This window comes from Bradyrhizobium sp. WSM2254, from assembly GCF_000472645.1.
GTDB lineage: Bacteria > Pseudomonadota > Alphaproteobacteria > Rhizobiales > Xanthobacteraceae > Bradyrhizobium > Bradyrhizobium niftali.
On record NZ_AXAB01000045.1, the window covers coordinates 1 to 16,998 of the forward strand.

At 61.9% G+C, this 16,998-nt stretch carries 13 protein-coding genes and 1 tRNA gene; 10 read left to right on the plus strand and 4 right to left on the minus strand.

Annotation, left to right across the window (positions count from 1 at the left end):
* Positions 1-172, minus strand: a 172-nt coding sequence (locus A3M7_RS47295) for a helix-turn-helix domain-containing protein (RefSeq protein ID WP_156937000.1), incomplete at its 3' end; no start/stop codon positions are given.
* Between the two features lie 224 nt (positions 173-396).
* On the opposite strand from A3M7_RS47295, the gene A3M7_RS0129110 reads away from it, so the two are divergent.
* Positions 397-471 (plus strand) — tRNA-Glu (locus tag A3M7_RS0129110).
* Between the two features lie 243 nt (positions 472-714).
* Here A3M7_RS0129110 and A3M7_RS0129115 read toward each other — a convergent pair.
* A complete protein-coding gene (locus A3M7_RS0129115; protein ID WP_027547088.1) occupies positions 715-1,755 on the minus strand; it encodes a LacI family DNA-binding transcriptional regulator in 1,041 nt (346 codons plus the stop codon).
* A 191-nt stretch (positions 1,756-1,946) separates the two neighbouring features.
* Here A3M7_RS0129115 and A3M7_RS0129120 point away from each other — a divergent pair, with 191 nt between their 5' ends.
* The 6 genes from A3M7_RS0129120 to A3M7_RS0129145 all read left to right on the plus strand — a co-directional run bounded on the left by A3M7_RS0129120 (position 1,947) and on the right by A3M7_RS0129145 (position 9,567).
* Entirely contained in the window at positions 1,947-2,702 is a 756-nt protein-coding gene (locus A3M7_RS0129120) for an SDR family NAD(P)-dependent oxidoreductase (RefSeq protein ID WP_027547089.1), read from the plus strand.
* A gap of 136 nt (positions 2,703-2,838) precedes the next feature.
* Positions 2,839-4,569 (plus strand): iron ABC transporter permease, encoded by a 1,731-nt coding sequence (locus A3M7_RS0129125; RefSeq protein WP_049823742.1) that lies wholly within the window; start codon positions 2,839-2,841, stop codon positions 4,567-4,569.
* A 28-nt stretch (positions 4,570-4,597) separates the two neighbouring features.
* Positions 4,598-5,671 (plus strand): ABC transporter ATP-binding protein, encoded by a 1,074-nt coding sequence (locus A3M7_RS0129130; protein ID WP_027547091.1) that lies wholly within the window; start codon positions 4,598-4,600, stop codon positions 5,669-5,671.
* A 103-nt stretch (positions 5,672-5,774) separates the two neighbouring features.
* A complete protein-coding gene (locus A3M7_RS0129135; protein WP_027547092.1) occupies positions 5,775-6,845 on the plus strand; it encodes an ABC transporter substrate-binding protein in 1,071 nt (356 codons plus the stop codon).
* Between the two features lie 57 nt (positions 6,846-6,902).
* Positions 6,903-7,751: a sugar phosphate isomerase/epimerase gene (locus A3M7_RS0129140; RefSeq protein WP_027547093.1), complete on the plus strand. Its 849-nt coding sequence runs from the start codon at positions 6,903-6,905 to the stop codon at positions 7,749-7,751.
* A gap of 76 nt (positions 7,752-7,827) precedes the next feature.
* The gene (locus A3M7_RS0129145; RefSeq protein ID WP_027547094.1) at positions 7,828-9,567 is read left to right on the plus strand and encodes an FAD-dependent oxidoreductase; all 1,740 of its coding nucleotides are present in this window, start codon (positions 7,828-7,830) and stop codon (positions 9,565-9,567) included.
* Between the two features lie 153 nt (positions 9,568-9,720).
* Here A3M7_RS0129145 and A3M7_RS0129150 read toward each other — a convergent pair whose 3' ends face one another.
* Together A3M7_RS0129150 and A3M7_RS0129155 are read right to left on the minus strand one after the other, a co-directional pair.
* Entirely contained in the window at positions 9,721-10,140 is a 420-nt protein-coding gene (locus A3M7_RS0129150; RefSeq protein WP_027547095.1) for a CBS domain-containing protein, read from the minus strand.
* Positions 10,141-10,371: 231 nt separating this feature from the next.
* Positions 10,372-10,842 (minus strand): aminoacyl-tRNA deacylase, encoded by a 471-nt coding sequence (locus A3M7_RS0129155; RefSeq protein ID WP_027547096.1) that lies wholly within the window; start codon positions 10,840-10,842, stop codon positions 10,372-10,374.
* A 273-nt stretch (positions 10,843-11,115) separates the two neighbouring features.
* Here A3M7_RS0129155 and A3M7_RS0129160 point away from each other — a divergent pair, with 273 nt between their 5' ends.
* The 3 genes from A3M7_RS0129160 to A3M7_RS0129175 all read left to right on the plus strand — a co-directional run bounded on the left by A3M7_RS0129160 (position 11,116) and on the right by A3M7_RS0129175 (position 16,995).
* Complete coding sequence (locus A3M7_RS0129160) at positions 11,116-13,899, plus strand: UPF0182 family protein (protein WP_049823743.1); 2,784 nt, start codon at positions 11,116-11,118, stop codon at positions 13,897-13,899.
* 148 nt (positions 13,900-14,047) lie between these two features.
* Entirely contained in the window at positions 14,048-14,581 is a 534-nt protein-coding gene (locus A3M7_RS0129165; RefSeq protein ID WP_027547098.1) for a 2'-5' RNA ligase family protein, read from the plus strand.
* A gap of 908 nt (positions 14,582-15,489) precedes the next feature.
* Positions 15,490-16,995: an amidohydrolase family protein gene (locus A3M7_RS0129175; RefSeq protein ID WP_245284345.1), complete on the plus strand. Its 1,506-nt coding sequence runs from the start codon at positions 15,490-15,492 to the stop codon at positions 16,993-16,995.
* Positions 16,996-16,998 lie beyond the last annotated feature (3 nt).

The following is a 16,998-nucleotide window of genomic DNA, read 5'->3' on the forward strand; positions in this document are numbered from 1 at the left end:
AGCTTGGCTTGTAGCCGACCTGCCTGCCACGGTTCCGCCTCAGCTCCCGAGAGATCGTTGATGGCGGGCGATCCAAAGCTGCCGCGATTTGCCCGACCGAGTTGCCATTGGCCGAAAGGCGGGCAATCTCGCATCGATCGTCAAGGGAGAGCTGTTTGTAAGTCCGCCCCATGGCAACACCTCCAGTTGGAAGTGTTGCACTTCGTTTGTGAACTCAGGGGACCCATAACCACGGGCCGGCGTGGTTGCGGGGACTGGTGGCTCGCACGTCGCCCTACAACTGCGCCTTGGGGTAATGGGTCCTGGCTTTCGCCAGGATGACCGCGGAGAGGACGCTCGAAACCCTCAATCCCGGCTTGCCGTCGGCGAAATTCGCGGCTATGTCGTGTCCCTCACGCTCCCTTCGTCTAGCGGTTAGGACGCGGCCCTCTCAAGGCTGAAACAGGGGTTCGATTCCCCTAGGGAGCGCCAAGTCCCCGATATTCTGCGACATAATGCGATGCGACTTCGCTCGGGGAGTGCTACCCCGCTCGACAACGGATCGATCGCACAGCCCGCCCAGCATTTCGCGCCATGTTGGCTTGCCAATTCGCGAAGGATCGCGTGAGGCCTCGCCGGTACAGCCAGTGATGGATTGGAACGGGAGTTTAGGTACTTCAATTGGTTAGAAGGCAGCTTGTGCACGAAGTGTACCGCGACGCCCCTGCGCTGGCGTTATCGCGTGGCCGGCATGGACGTGCTTTCGCGCTCCCTGATCTGGAACCCAACATCGATCCTGCTTGATGGAGGAGGCTCTCCATTGATCCGCTGCAACAACACTTCCGCGATCTTTCGCCCCATGCCGACGCGATCGACCTGAACGGTGGTCAGAGTGGGAATCACGGATGATGCGATCGGCAGATCGTCGAAGCCCGCGATCGCCAGCCGATTGGGTACCTCGATGCCGCGCCGCTGACATTCGAGAAGGCCTCCGACCGCCATCACATCGGTCGCAAAGAACAATGCATCGATGGCATTGGAGGACTCCAGCGCCCAGGCGATGGCATCGGCTCCGCCCGTGAAGCTGTTCTCACATTCGATCACCAGCTCAGGCTGAGCGCTCTGTTGTTCGTTGCACGCTGCACGATAGCCTACCAATCGATCTCCGATGCGATCATTGAGATCGCGCTTGACGGTCACGTGCCCGATACGCCGATAGCCGCGCAACGCGAGCAACAGGGTCAGCTCCCTGGCGGCTGCGAAATTCGAATAGCCAACGACTGTGTCGATCGGATCGTCGGTCAAATTGCTTCCTTCGATGACCGGTATGCCGCTCGCGCCCAGCAACTCGCGGGTTCTTTGGCTATGCCATGTGCCGGTCACGTAGAAGGCGTCGGGACGCCGCGCGAGGAATGCCGCGACGATTTTTTCCTCCATGTCCTGCGAGTAGCCCGATGAGCCGATCATGACCGTCGCTCCGTGCTCATGGAGGACTTCCGTCATTCCCTGAATGACCTCGGAGTGCTGGGAGTACCCGATCACCGGGATGATCGCCGCGATGACGCCGGTCCGGTTGGCAGCCAGGCTGCGGGCCACGAGATTGGGCACGTAGCCGAGCTCGCGGATCGTCGCCAAAACCCGGTCGCGCGTTTCTGCCGCGACGTTTTGCGAGCCGTTGAGGACACGGGATACGGTTCCGGCGCCGACCTTGGCGTGGCGCGCAACATCCGCGATGCGGATCGTGGCATTTCCGCCTTTGACGGTCTCCTGGGTCAAACTTCACCCTTCGTCCAATTTGCCCGCATGACGCGGGCCCTTCCTTGGGCGCTCACAATAGTTCATGGAAGCGCTTCCAAAAAGGCTTGACTCGGCTTGAGGGTGTGGATATTAGGGCATGGAAGCGCTTCCATCAAAGTAAAAGCAGCGCAAATATCTGCCAACCGGCACCTAAGGGAAGAAACGAAGTCATGGCGATTACTCCGACACGCAGGAGTCTCGAAGGACAGACCGCCATCGTGACTGGAGGTGCTCGCGGCCTCGGTTTGGCCATTGCCCAGCGCCTGTCGGCCGACGGGTGCCGGATCATCCTCTGGGATCTGGATTTCCCAGACCTCGATGGATCGGCAGCGGGCTTCACGCCGCTGCTCCAGCAATCCGTTAATGTTGCCGATCTGTCGGCGGTTCAGCTCGGCTTCCAGGATGCGCTGGCTGCCGCGGGCTCCGTTGAGATCCTGGTCAACAATGCCGGGATCAACGGCCCGATTGCCGCCGCCTGGGAGTACCCGATCGAAAGCTGGGATCGCGTCCTCGCGATCGATCTGACGGGCGTGTTCTATTGCTGCCGCACCGTGGTTCCTCACATGCGTGAACGGGCCTACGGCCGCATCGTCAACGTAGCTTCGATCGCGGGCAAGGAAGGTAACGCTGGCGGCAGCGCCTACGCAGCCGCCAAAGGCGGCGTGATCGCCTATACGAAGTCGATTTCTAAAGAGCTCGCGAAATCCGGCGTGCTGGTGAATTGCGTCGCGCCGACAATGGCGGAGACCGATTTGCTTCGCGAGATGACTCCCGAATTTATCTCCACGATCAAGGCAAAGATACCGATGGGGCGCTTCATAACGGCTCCCGAAGTTGCCGCGATGGTCGCGTTTGCCGCGGGCCCCGATTGCAGCTTCACCACCGGCTTTACCTTTGATCTGACCGGCGGTCGCGCGACCTATTAGCCGTGCGCGTTGATGTGCGGCTCAGCCGCAGTTTCAGTCGCCGCGGAGCGAATAACAGAGCGAAACACATCGAACTTCGTGACGCCGCAACGTGATGTCTCTCGCAACACGGATTGGAAGTGAGGCCGAACACAAGATGCCTTCCATCTCCACGATAGCGCAGCGGTCGGATTCAGGGCGAGGCCGAAAAGTCTTTGCGGCGACACCATCGCGCGTCCTCGCGCAGAGAGGCTGGCTGACGCTGTTCTGTGTGGTCCTGGCCGTTTTTGCGTTGATGCCGCTCGTGGCCCTCGTGCTCCGCGGCTTCCTTGAACCGCAGGATGGACGCACCGTCTTCTCCTTCGACGCGCTGCGCAACGTGCTGAGCCAGTCCGGCTATTGGATGGCGACGTGGAACACCGTCGTGATCTCTATCGGCGCCATGATGCTCGCGACGGTGATAGGTGTCGTCCTGGCCTGGTGTCTCGTGCGCACCAACGTTCCGTTCGCACGCACGCTCGAGCAACTGGCGACGTTGCCGATCTTCATCCCGCCGTTCATTGGTGCCTTTGCCTGGGTCCTGATCGGCGCACCGCGGGTGGGGCTGTTCAACCTCCCGGCGCGGGGCCTCGGGCTCGGCGAGCCGATGGACATCTATACCTACACCGGCATCATCTGGACGACAGGCATCTACATCGCGCCCTACGTCATGATGATCGTGGCGGCGGCGCTGCGGAACATGGATCCGAGCCTCGAGGAGGCCGCGCAGGTGTGCGGGCTCAGCCGCGTGCGCACCATGCTGAGCGTCACGCTGCCGGTGGTCGCACCGTCGATCCTTTCTGGAGCCGTGCTCGCCTTTGTCATCAGCATTGGGTTGTTTGGCACGCCTGTGCTCCTCGGCATGACCAAAGAAATCTACCTGATCACGTCGCGGATCTATCTGGAATTGCAGCATTTCCCGCCGAGCTTCGGGATCGTTGCCGTGCTCGCTATTTACCTGATGCTGATGTCGACGGTCGCGAACATGTTGCAAAGCATTGCACTGCGCGGCCGTTCCTTCGTCACCGTAACCGGCAAGGGATTCCGGCCCAAAATCATCGAGCTCGCTGGCGGTCGCCATGTCGTCTCTGCGATCATTTGGCTCTATCTGGCGCTAACTGTCGTCGGACCAATCGTCATCATCACCGCGGCGGCTTTTTCGACCTTCACGTGGTCAGGCAAGTTCACATGGGGCAACGTTGCCTATCTGTGGCAGTCAGAAGATGTGCGGGCGACAGTCGTCAACAGCCTGCTGATTACGGTGATCGCTGCAACGGCGGCGACCGTGCTGGGGCTGGCGGTCGCCTGGATCACGACACGGACCCGGATGTGGGGGCGTCGGCTCGTTGAACACGTGGTGCTCCTGCCGATGTCCGTTCCGAGCCTCGCGTTCGCGCTCGGAGTCAGCTTCTTTTGGCTTTGGATGCCGTTGAGCATCTACGGAACGATCTGGATCATCATTGTCGGCCTCATCGGTCGTTATGTGAGTTATTCCGTTCGCACCATTACCAGCAGCCTCGTTCAAATCCATCCCGAACTCGAGGAGAGCGCACGCATCTCCGGATTCGGCTGGGGCAACACGATGTTCCGCGTGACGTTGCCGCTGGTGATGCCGGCGATCATTTCGAGCTGGGTCATGGTCTACAGCATTTTCATCTCCGAGCTGTCGATGGTTCTTCCGCTCTATACGGCGGATTCGCGGACCTTATCCATCCTCAGCTTCGACACCTGGGCGGTCGGTGAATTCTCCACGGTTGCCGCACTTTCATTGCTGCAACTCGTCATGGGCGTGGGCGTCATGTGGACGGTGACACTCATCACAAAGCAGCGGCAGGTCGCAGCGATTTGAGCGTGGAGCTCCACGGGAGAGGTAAGAGATGAGCGTTCGAGTGGAAGGGCTGACGAAGGCATTCGGTCCGTTGCGCGCGATCGACGATCTGAGCGTCGGATTTCAAACCGGAAAGATCTCTGTGTTGCTGGGAGCCAGCGGCTGCGGCAAGACGACGACACTCCGCTGCATTGCCGGGCTGGAGCGACCGAACAGTGGCTCCATCAAGATCGACGACGATACTGTTTTCAATTCTGACCGCGGCGTTGATGTCCTGCCGGAGAAGCGACGTCTCGGCATGGTGTTTCAATCGTATGCCGTCTGGCCGCACCTGACCGTTGCCGGCAACGTCGCCATGCCGCTGCGAGCGCAAAAGCTGGCCAAAACTGAAATTCAAAAGCGTGTGCGCGACACACTCGGGATCGTCGGTTTGAGCGATCAGGCGGAAAAGAGCGCCATGAAATTGTCCGGCGGCCAGCAGCAACGGGTTTCGATTGCCCGGTGTCTGGTGGGCAACCCGCGACTCATCCTGATGGACGAGCCTTTGAGCAATCTTGATGCGCGGCTGCGTGTCGAGATGCGCCATGAGATTCGGCAGCTGCAGCAACGGATCGGCGCCACGATCCTGTTCGTTACGCACGACCAGGAAGAGGCGATGTCACTGGGCGACGAGATCTTTCTCTTCAATAAAGGGAAGGTGGTCCAGAAGGGGCCGCCAGAGGACCTGTATTTCCGGCCAACGGCACGCTATGTCGCGGAATTCCTGGGCAAGGCAAACCTGTTTCGGGTGGCGATACGCCCAAACAACGACGGCGCAAGTGTCGCCGCGTTGCCGTCCGGTGAAATCATTTCGCAGGGGCGGATGGCGAATGCGTCCTCGCAGCGTGATGCCTTGTGCATGGTGCGGCCGGAATCCTGGCGCGTCACGAAGGGCACCGGTTCCGGGCTCTCGGCCAACGTTCAAGAAGTCACGTTTGTCGGCGACCGGCGGGAGTTGCGCGTCGACACGCCAATCGGACCGCAATTGGTTGTGACTTACGGATACGAACGGTTCGCCGTCAACGACCAGCTCTCACTCTCCATCGCGCCCGAGCAAGTCCATCTGTTCGACAGCGAGGTGTAGCCCTACGAGGCTTTGGAGTGTTCCGCGCCAGAGCGTCGTCCGAGCCCAAATCGTAGCGGGATAAGGCAACAACCAACCAAATCAATGCACAGGGAGAAGAGCGATGGAATTGGAAAAGTCGCGCCGTAAGGTACTTCACGGTTTTGCTGTCGCGGGGATCCTCGGCGCATTGGCCGGATTGCCGACAGCCCAGTTGGCTCGCGCCGCCGATGCGACACTCGTTGCGGCAGCGGAAAAAGAAGGCCAACTGGTCGTCTACGGCGATCCATTCACCGTTCCGTTGTTGCTCAAGGCGTTCGGCGCCAAATACCCGAATATCAAAGTAACGTCTGCCACGGGCGATGCGTGGCAGATATACAATCGCTTCGTCGCCGAGAATACCGCCGGAAGGCCGTTGTTGGACGTGATGTACCAGGCTGAGGATACCGTCATCACGGCGAAGACGTCTGGTTATTTGGCAGACTTCACCAGCGGCGAAGCCGGGAGCTTGAGCAAGCTGGGTCTGCCACCAGGTGGCGGCTATGTTCGTGGCAATGGCAACCTCATTCTGTTTGCCTACAATCACGAATCCATGGCCAAGAAGCCATTGCCGAAGGACTGGACGGATTACATCACCCCGCCGGCCGATTGGGACGGCCTCGGCGCCATGTCCAACCCGGGCTCGTCCTCGGCGACATTCGCGACCGTTGCGGCAATCTATCAGACATTCGGCGCTGAAAAAGGCGGTGCAATCCTCAAAGGCTTCCGCAGTACCAAGGGTGAACTGAACCCGTCGATGGGCGTGATGGCCACGAAGCTGCAAACGGGCGAAAGGCCGCTCGACTTCTTCAACATCACGACCGCGGTGTCCGGCATCATTGCCAAGGGAGCGCCGGTCACGATGGCTGTGCCGGCGTCCGGTGGCGTCGCTCAGTTCAACGCGATCGGCATCAGCAAGAACGCGCCGCATCCGAACGCGGCCCGTCTGCTGGCCGATTTCGCACTGGGTCACGAGATGCAGACGATCTTCGCCGAAGCCGGTGTGTATCCGGTGCGCAATGGCGTCGCCTCGCCAAAGGGCATCCCCGTGCTGGCCGACGTTAAGCTCCTCGATCTGGATCTGGAGAAAGCACTCAAGGATCGTGACACCATCTTGAACTGGTGGGCGGCAAGCACCGGCTTCAGCTATCGCTAAGAGTTGGCGGTGAGGCAGCCTGTGACCGAGATCATCGAGCCGCAGAGGGAATTGTAGATGAAAAGCGAAGTTGCACTCAGTCAGGTCTCGATCGCCAATCTCACTGTTGGTCGCGTTGATCCGGTCGAATTCATAGAAGGGGCTGCAGCAAGCGGCTTCGGCGCGGTGGGTCTCTTGTTAATGAGCGCCACCCCGCAACCGCTGCAGCACGAGATTGTCGGACGGCCTGAGGTTATCCGCAAAGTCAAATCTGCGTTGAAGGCGCACAACATGCGCGTATTCGATGTTGAAGCGTTTATCCTTTCGCCAGCCACCAATCTTGAAAAGTTCCGTCCTGCGCTTGAAGTTGGGGCGGAATTAGGTGCCACGCATATTTCTTCCATCGGGACAGAGGTGATCGGGAACACCGCATTTCTCGAACCGGCGCAGCGCATCGATCTGTTCGGCCGCCTCTGCGACGAGGCGGCCCGGTTCGCCTTGCATGTCGGCGTCGAGTTCATGCTCTACCGCGACATCCGCACCTGGAAGGATGCTCTCGATATGATCGAGGCTGCGGGCCGTCCGAATGCCGGATTGATCATCGATACGCTGCATCTCTACCGTGGGGGTGGCACGCCGAACGACGTCGCTGGCATTCCGGCCAACCGTATAGCCTATGCGCAGCTCTCCGATGCGGTTCAAACCTCTCCCGAACTGAAGGACCTGCCGACCGAGGCTCGCGGCTCACGTCTGCATCTCGGCGAAGGGAGCATGCCGCTTCACGAACTCGTGGACGCGCTTCCCGGGGCAACGCAGCTCGTGATCGAGACGCCGCTTGCGGCGGAAGCGAATTGGTCGACCACGCGGCGTATCCATTCCGCTGCCGATGCGTCCGGAAGGTTCTTCGAACGGCATGCAGCGAGGTAGCGCCGCCGCGGTGATCGCCGGACTGAGTGATCGCGGTGTATTCTGGCGCAAACGCGCGCCGAAAAAGGACACCATCATGCCCTTGACGTCAGACGGAAGCAGTCCGGATGAGTGCGATGTTCTCGTCATCGGCTCAGGGGCTGGCGGTTTGTCGGCGGCGGTCACCGCCGCGTGGCATGGGCTGAAGGTGATCGTCGTCGAGAAGGAATCCGTGTTCGGTGGCGCGACGGCATGGTCGGGCGGCTGGATGTGGGTCCCGGGTAATCCGCTTGCCCGCCGTGCCGGCATCCACGAAGATCCGGAGGGCCCGCGCACCTATCTCCGCAACGAACTCGGCAATCAATACGACCCCGTCAAGGTGGATGCGTTTCTCGATGCAGCACCGCATATGGTCGCGTTCTTCGAGCGTCACACCAAGCTCCAGTTCGTGGACGGCAATGCCATCCCGGATATGCACGGCGCGACACCGGGCGCCGCGACAGGCGGCCACCAGGTCTGCGCGGCGCCTCTTGACGGACGGAAGCTCGGAGCGCTGTTCGGCAAGCTGCGGCGGCCGCTGCGCGAAACGGCGTTCCTGGGATTGCCGATCATGGCGGGCGCGGACCTCGCGGCGTTCATGAGCGTCACGCGCTCGGCCCGCTCCGCGCTCCATGTTGCGAAGCGGGTCGGTCGCCACCTCATCGACCTCGCACTGTTTGGCCGGGCGACCCAGCTTGTGAACGGCAATGCATTGGCGGCGCGGCTCGGGCTCTCTGCCGCGGAACTCGGCGTCGAGATCCGCGTGTCGGCGCCGGCCAGGCATCTCCTCGTCGAGGACGGCGTGGTGACAGGCGCGTTGGTCGGTGGTCCGAACGGCGAGCACGCTATCCGGGCCCGTCGCGGGACAATTCTGGCGAGCGGCGGCTTTCCGCATGATCGGGAGCGTCGGCGCGAGCTGTTCGGCTACACGCCTTCCGGAGAGGAGCATTGGTCGGTCACGCCGGACTCCGCCTCCGGCGACGGTCTGCGTCTCGGCGAAGGGGCGGGCGGTCAGGTAGACAAATCCCTCGCTTCTCCGGGCGCCTGGTGCCCGGTGTCGCTGGTTCCCTATTCGGATGGCACGGTGGGCCGCTTTCCCCACATCATCGAGCGGGCGAAGCCCGGCATTGTTGCGGTCTTGGCTGACGGCCGCCGTTTCGTGAACGAGGCCGCAGGCTACTACGATTATGTCAGTGCCATGATCCGTGAAACGCCACCAGGTCGGGAGGTCGCCTCCTGGCTCGTCTGCACACGCGCCTTCCAGCGCCGCTACGGTCTCGGCATCTCGCGGCCGGCGCCCTTGCCGGTCGCGCCCTATCTTCGCTCCGGCTACATCAAGGCGGGCCGTACCCCGGAAGAACTGGCGCGCGCCTGCGGCATCGATCCGGCAGGCCTGCGCCGGACGCTGGACGACTACAATCGTGATGCGCGGCTCGGCGAGGATCCCGCCTTCGGACGCGGCTCGACGCCCTTCAACCGCAAGGGGGGCGATCCAGACGTGAAGCCCAATCCCTGCGTCGCGCCGATCGAAATCGGACCATTCTACGCTGTGAAGGTGCTGCCCGGCAGCTTCGGCACTTTTGCCGGCCTGAAGACTGACGAACGCACCCGGGTTCTCGACGGTGACGGACGACCGATACCGGGGCTGCACGCGGTCGGCGCCGACATGGCCAGCGTGATGGGCGGCTATTACCCCTCAGGCGGTATCAATCTCGGCCCGGCGATGACCTTTGGCTATATCGCCGGCCGTCACATCGCGGGCGCAACTGGTGACGACGATGCCGCGACAACCGTTTGACAAGGCCCGTTGGCGACGTCCGGGAGCGCCATGTCGCGCAATATCGGCGAGGTTTGCTGCGTTGCGCCCGCCGATTGGCCAATTCGCAGACGGTCAGCCGGGCGACCTGAACCGCCGGATGACACGGGCAAATCGACGTGCGCCTGCATCGTCTCAGTGATGCGCCGAAACACTCCTGACGGTCTCGGTCAGCATATCATTTGGCGCGGAACGGCTCAGGTCACCCAGGCTGATGATGCCGATCATCCGCTTGCTCTTGTTGATCACCGGCAACCTGCGGACCTGCAGCTTCTCCATATGATGCATCGCCTTTGCGAGGTCATCGTCCTCCCGGCAGCAATGGATGCCTTCAGTCATCACATCGCGCGCCGTCGCGCGGCCGGGATCGAAGCCGTGGCTCGCAAGCCCTTTGCAGACGATATCGCGGTCGGTCACCATCCCGACCAGTTTGTCGTCCTCGCCAACCGGAATGCAGCCGATGTCATGCGCCCGCATCAATTTGGCAAGCTCGGTGAGAGGCGTGTCGGGGCTGACCCAGTCGACACCCTTGTGCATCACGTCTTTGACTTTCATGGCGAGCCTCCGTTGGTGGGTTTCAAGTGCATTGATGCAACGCAGCAGCCCCCGTTCTCTGGATAGTACAACCGATCTGGCGCGAGATCGCAGCAGAAGGCATCATTCCGCGGCCGTCCGACCAGACAAGCGCAGACGTTGTCGCCGTCACCCTCCCAAAGACCTAACAGCGACTTCGCGACCCGAGTTCCCGCCTGGGATCGCAAAGGCAATGGGCAGTCTCCAAAATTCTCAGTCGTGCGCGCTAAACCGCCCGTGCGGCGCATTGGCCGTCAGGCGCGCAAACTGCGCGTTCCCCATATGAAGCAGCGTCTCATGATCGCCGGCTTCCATGTAGATATCCGGCTGCGCCTTGATGCTGTCGTCGACGATGGTATCCAGCCCGTAGCATTTGCCGACGGCAGGTACTGCACCGTGCGCACAGTCGCTGAACAGCCGATTGATCTCGGTTTCATCGGCCATGTGGACGTTGTCGCCGAGTTCTGTCCTCAGTTCCGACAGGTGGAGGTGGTGCGATGCGGGCAAGACGGCCAGCACGTATTCGCCGTCGCGCCGCAACACGATGCCCTTGGCGAGGCGATCGCCAGGGATGTGGCATACCTCGGCCGTGCGAGCGGACGTCATGCTGAGTTCGTGCGGGATCAACTCGTATTGGATGTTCTCAGCGGCTAGGTATTTCTGGAGCGTGGGAGCAATGGCCATGACATCACCTCCGATGCTGGATGCAAACGATCCACCGTAGGCGCTCCCGGCAGGCTCTCGCCATACGATGGGCGGCTGCCTGACTATAGACCCAACTGGGTCTTCCATCCGCAATTATATGCGAGCTCGCAGTCTTATTCGGGATGGCGCGCCACCTTACGCCGTTCCGCGATCCCGGCGATGCAGGTTCGAGGACCCGCGTCCTCGCTGAGGCGCTCATCCCGGCCGTGAAATCGAGCGGCGGGCGTCGCTCATTTCCGCTATAATGAAACCATGACGATCGGGATTACCGGACCCGGACGCAAGGTACCAAGGCAAAGTGCCGTGGTCAGGCTCATCGTTGCGGCCATCGTCATTGGGACTTGCCTCATCCTGTTCGCGCTCGCGAGCGACCTCCTGGTCGGCTGGCTGTGGTTTTCCTCGATCGGCTATCTGCAGGTTTTTTGGACGACAGTCGGCGCCGAGGCCGTCGTCTTTCTTGCTGTCTGGACGACAACCGCCGTCATCCTTTGGTTGAACGGATGGCTCGCACTGCGCTTTGCCCGACGACAGCCGACGCAGCCTGCCGCCGCGCCGGCGCAAAGCGCCGCGGGCAGCGTGCAACCGGATCTGCTTGCGCTCGTGCGCGATCAACTGCCGTTGCCCCGGTTGATCGCAGGCGGTGCAGCGTTGCTCGCCCTTCTTGTTGCGGCGGAGGAAGCCGGCAACTGGGGCGTCTTCCTGCGATTTGTCTATCAGGTCCCCTACGGCGCAGACGATCCGCTCTACAACAAGGACATCGGCTTCTACCTCTTCTCGCTGCCCGCCTATATCGTCATCAGGAACTGGATGATGCTCACGCTCGTTCTGAGCGGGCTTTTCGCCGCGGCTGTCTACTGGCTGCATGGCGACATCGAATACGACGTTCGCCACCGGTCAATATCGCCGGCGGCGATCGCTCATGGTTCCGCTCTGCTTGGTTTTCTCTTCGCCGTGAAAGCCTGGTCCTACGTTCTCGATCGCTATCTGCTGCTCTATGGGGACAATAGCGTCGTCGTCGGCGCAAGTTACACCGACGTGCATGTGGGGCTGCCGGCGTTGTGGCTGATGATCGGAATTTCGATCATCGCGGCGCTGGCCGCCTGGGCGAACGTCCGGGTTCGCACCTACCGGCTTCCAGCCGTGGCGATCGTGCTCGTCGGCGTCGGCATGTTCGTGCTGTCCGCCGTCGTTCCCGGGTTCTTCCGGCAGTTCTTCGTCAAGCCGAGCGAGCTGGAACTGGAGAGGCCCTATATCGAACACAACATCGCGCTCACCCGGCAGGCATATAATCTCGATCAGATTGCAGCCAAGCCGTTTGCCGCCGAGCAGAAGCTTACCCCCGAGGTGCTCGAAGCCAACAAGGCGACAATCGAAAATATCAGGCTGTGGGACTGGCTGCCGCTGTCGGATACCTATGCGCAACTGCAGGAAATCCGCACCTATTACAAATTCCATGACCTCGACGTTGATCGCTACTGGCTCGATGGCTCCTACCAGAGCGTGATGCTCTCGGCCCGCGAACTGCGGTCTTCCCTGTTGCCGCCGAACGCCCAGACCTGGGTCAATCGCCACGTGCTGTTCACCCACGGCAATGGCGCGGTGATGAGTCCGGTCACACGCAAGAGTGCCGAAGGACTGCCGCTGTTCTATCTGCGCGATATTCCTCCTGTCGCAGACGTCGGTCCCAGGATCGACGAGCCGCGCATCTACTTCGGCGAGCAGACCGACGACTACGTCATCGTGAAGGGCAGCACGCCGGAGTTCGATTATCCCAAGGGGAAAGAGAACGCCTATGCGGCTTATGGCGGCGCCGGCGGCATCCCGATCGGGGGAATGGCCGCGAGAATGCTGTTTGCCTACTACTTCAACGACCCGAACCTGATTCTTTCAAACTACATCACGACCGACAGCCGGATCATGATCCGGCGCAATATCCAGACGCGGGTGAGCACGATCGCTCCGTTCCTCAGGCTCGATCATGATCCTTATCTGGTCGTCAGCGGTGGGCGCATGTTCTGGATGCAGGACGCCTACACGACGAACTCCTATTTCCCGTATGCAGAGCCGGCACAGGGGCTCGATCTCAACTACATTCGCAATTCGGTGAAGGTTGTCGTTGATGCGTATAACGGGACCGTCGACTTCTACCTGGTTGATTCCGGCGACCCGATTGCGGCGACCTACCAGCGCATCTTCCCGAGCCTGTTCAAGCCGTTCACGACGATGCCGCCGGACTTGCGGAAGCACGTTCGCTATCCGGAAGACCTGTTCCTGATTCAGGCCCGGATGTACCAGGCCTACCACATGGAGGCGGCCGACGTTTTCTACAACCGCGAGGATCTCTGGCAATTCCCGCGTCAGCCGGGCGGCGACGGCATCTCGATGATGACCCCCTATTACATCATCATGCGGTTGCCCGGCGAACCGCAGGCCGAATTCTTCCTCATGCTGCCCATGGTACCGAGCCGCCGCGACAACATGATCGCGTGGCTCGCCGCGCGCTGCGACGCACCCGATTACGGCAAATTGATCGTCTACGAATTCCCCAAGGAGAAGCTCGTCTACGGGCCGTTCCAGATCGAGGCGCGGATCAATCAAAATACAGAGATCTCGCAACAGCTCACGCTGTGGAATCAGATGGGCTCGCGGGTGATCCGCGGTGCCAATCTGCTCGCGATTCCGATCGAGAACTCGATCCTTTACATATCGCCGCTCTATCTGCGAGCGCAGCAAGGACACCTGCCGGAGCTGAAGCGCGTGATCGCAGCCTATGGTGAGCATGTCGTGATGAAGGAAACGCTCGCCGAGGCATTGGCCGCCCTGTTCACGGAATCCGGTCCGGCGCCGGTCGCCCCGAGCAGGATGGAAGAGGCGCCCCTCGCAGGCCCGACGGCCAATCAGTCCAGGGCGGCGCTTGATCGCTACAACCAGGCCGTGGAGCGATTGAAGGCCGGAGATTGGAAAGGTTTCGGCACGCAATTCGATGCCATGCGCGAACTCCTGGAGGACATGAACCGGCGCCCCGTCGACCGATGATGCCTCGGGCTTTCCGCATCCTTGGCCGAGGCACTTATGTGCGCGGACGCATGCCTCAAGGGTGTGCCGTTAGGAATTACGGCGCAGTTTCGATAGTATGAGATTCCTCTGAGCCCGTCGGGCTTCTCCACTTGGAGATTGATTGCCTGTGGCACTAGCCATCAACATCCGCGCCGACAACAGTTCTGCAACCGAGATCGAACGGCTGTGGGACCAGGTTGCTGCCTTTGAGGTCGAGCCGTCGATGCGCGCCCTCGGCTACCGACCGCATTTTACTTTTGCGATCTACGATTCCCCTTCGATCAGCGAGAAGACTGCATGGGATGCCATGCTGGCGGCCGTCACCGGCGAGGCGCAACTGCGTATCGAATTCAGACAAATTCGTTGGTTCGAAGGTTCGCCTCTCGTCCTCTGGGCCGACCCAACGTCCAATGGAGCCCTGACCCGCATCCACAGCGCCATCAGCGCAGCAATTGATCCGGTGCATTGTCGCCCTCACTATCGGCCCGGAACATGGACGCCACACTGCACGCTCGGCACGCGCATCGCCGACGAACGGCACGATGACGCCATTGCCTTTGCACGGTCATACGACCGCAGGATCGAAGTGCTGTTCGATGTGGTGGATTGCGTCGCCTTTCCGCCGGTGCGAATTATATCCGAGCAGAGATTGCCATCGTAGTCGGTCGTCAATCGGGGTGATGTGTTTCGCGAGAGCTCAGCCCATCCTGCGTACCAAGCGACGCTTCGGACCTGATCCGCTGCAGGCGCGCCATCTCGCGACTGCGCGGGTGTCGGACAAAACAGCCGAAACAGATTGTCAACCCCGTCCTCCAAATATATTCCACTTTACCGAAATTCGGATTTGTCGTATGTGTCGGCCATCCCAGCCCGGCAAAAGGGGCGGTCGTACGTCGTCACGAACGCGGGCTGGGTTGCGGTGGACGCGGGCGGCGTTAAGGCGGTCGGTAGCGTGCAGGGCGAGATGAACCTCGTGAGCGCGCTACGGACCGCGAAGACGGACGGCGCCCAAGCTTTGCGGAGCCTTTGACGGAGCAGGGCTGTGCCCTGCGAAGCCTCTTGGCGAAGCAGGGTCAGCTCGCGTACGGCGAAACCGTGTGGTCCTGGCCGTCGTTGCTACGGTCAAGCCTTGGCGAAGGCGTCAATCGCGTCAACCGGCGCGGTGCCGTGCATTTCGCGAGGGCGAGGGAGGCCAGAACGAACTCGGCTCCCGGGAGAGCGCGGCATAGGCCGTTAAACCATCGCGCAGGGAAGGCCGGGTTTCGGCTGCCCTGTGTCTCCCCTGTGCATTGCGTGTGCATCTGTTCAGCGCAGGGGTCTTAATGGGTGCCAGCCGGCGCCCGGTCTTCCCTGCGCCCTTTCTTTCGAGGGGGTGTGAAGCGAAGCACAGCTCGGGCAGATCATGCCGCGAGACTGCAGGCGCGCGCCCGGACCTCCCGCCCCGGACCTCGCATGTAAGCATGCTGCATCGGCATCCGCGGCGGTGGTCGTCGTCCCGAAAATCTGCCTCTATGCGCCCCGACGTGCCTCCAAAGCTGCTGCCGGGTCTTTGGAGGTTTTGGCAATAGCATGCGGAGCGACGATATGAGCGGTTTGGTGATCTCTGGCGGCCGGGTGGTGGATCCGGCGAGCGGGATGGATGCCATCGGCGATGTGGCGGTGGTGGACGGCAAGATCGCCGCCGTCGGCGCCTCGCTCGGCGGCGCCGAGCGGGTGATCGACGCCACCGGCCTCGTGGTGGCACCCGGCTTCATCGACCTGCACGCGCACGGCCAGTCGATCCCGGCCGACCGCATGCAGGCGTTCGACGGGGTGACGACGACGCTCGATCTCGAGGCCGGCGTGCTGCCGGTCGCATCCTGGTATGAGCGTCAGGCCAGGAAGGGACGCGTGCTGAACTACGGCGCCGCCACCAACTGGGCCTTTGCACGCATCGGCGCGATGACGGGCTCCAATGCGGAAAGCTCGCTGGAGGCGTTCGGCAACGCCATGCGCGACCGCCGCTGGATGGACAACGTCGCGAGCGATACGGAGGTCGCCGGCATCCTCGATCGCCTCGCGCGCGGCCTGAACGAAGGCGGCATCGGCATCGGCATCTTGAACGCCTACGCGCCGGGCGCCGGCGTGCAGGAGCTGACCGCGGTCTGCCAGCTTGCAGCCGCCAAGGACGTGCCGACCTTCACCCACGTCGCCTACATGTCGCGCATCGATCCCGAGAGCGCGGCGGAGGCCTATATCCGCCTGATCGGCTATGCCGGCGCCACCGGCGCGCACATGCACATCTGCCATTTCAACTCGTCGAGCAAGACCGATATCGAGCGCTGCCGCGTGCTGGTCGAAAAGGCGCAGGCGCAGGGCCTGCCCATTACGGTCGAGGCCTATCCTTACGGCACCGGCTCGACCGTGCTGGCGGCGGCGTTCTTCAGCGACCCCCAATTCGTCGAGCGCAATGGCACCGGTTACGATTCCGTGCAGCGCGTGACCGACGGCTATCGCTTCCACGACCGCGAGGAGCTGCTCAAGGCGCAGGCCGAAGAGCCGTCCTCGCTGGTGCTCTGGCACATCCTCGACACCGAGAACAATTCGCATCACCGCGACCTGCTCGACATGTCGGTGCTCTATCCCGGCGGCGCCATCGCATCCGATGCGATGCCGTGGACGACGTCGGACGGCAAGACTTACACCGGCGACGCCTGGCCGCTGCCTGATGATGCGACGTCGCATCCGCGCTCGGCCGGCTGCTTCACGAAGTTCATCCGCGAGTGGGTGCGCGAACGCAAAACGGTGTCGCTGCTGGAAGGCGTGCGCAAATGCGCGCTGATCCCGGCGGAGATCCTGTCGCAGAGCACGCCCGCGATGCGCGCCAAGGGCCGGCTCGCGAAGGACGCCGATGCCGACATCGTCGTGTTCGACTACGAGAAGCTCAGCGACCGCGCCACATTCACGGCGATGAACCGTCCATCCGAGGGCGTGCGGCATCTCGTCGTCAGCGGCCAGGTGCTGATCAGCGACGGCGTGCTGGACGTGGCGGCGCGGCCGGGCAAACCCGTGCGCCGCCCCGTCGTCGAGAGCTGACCC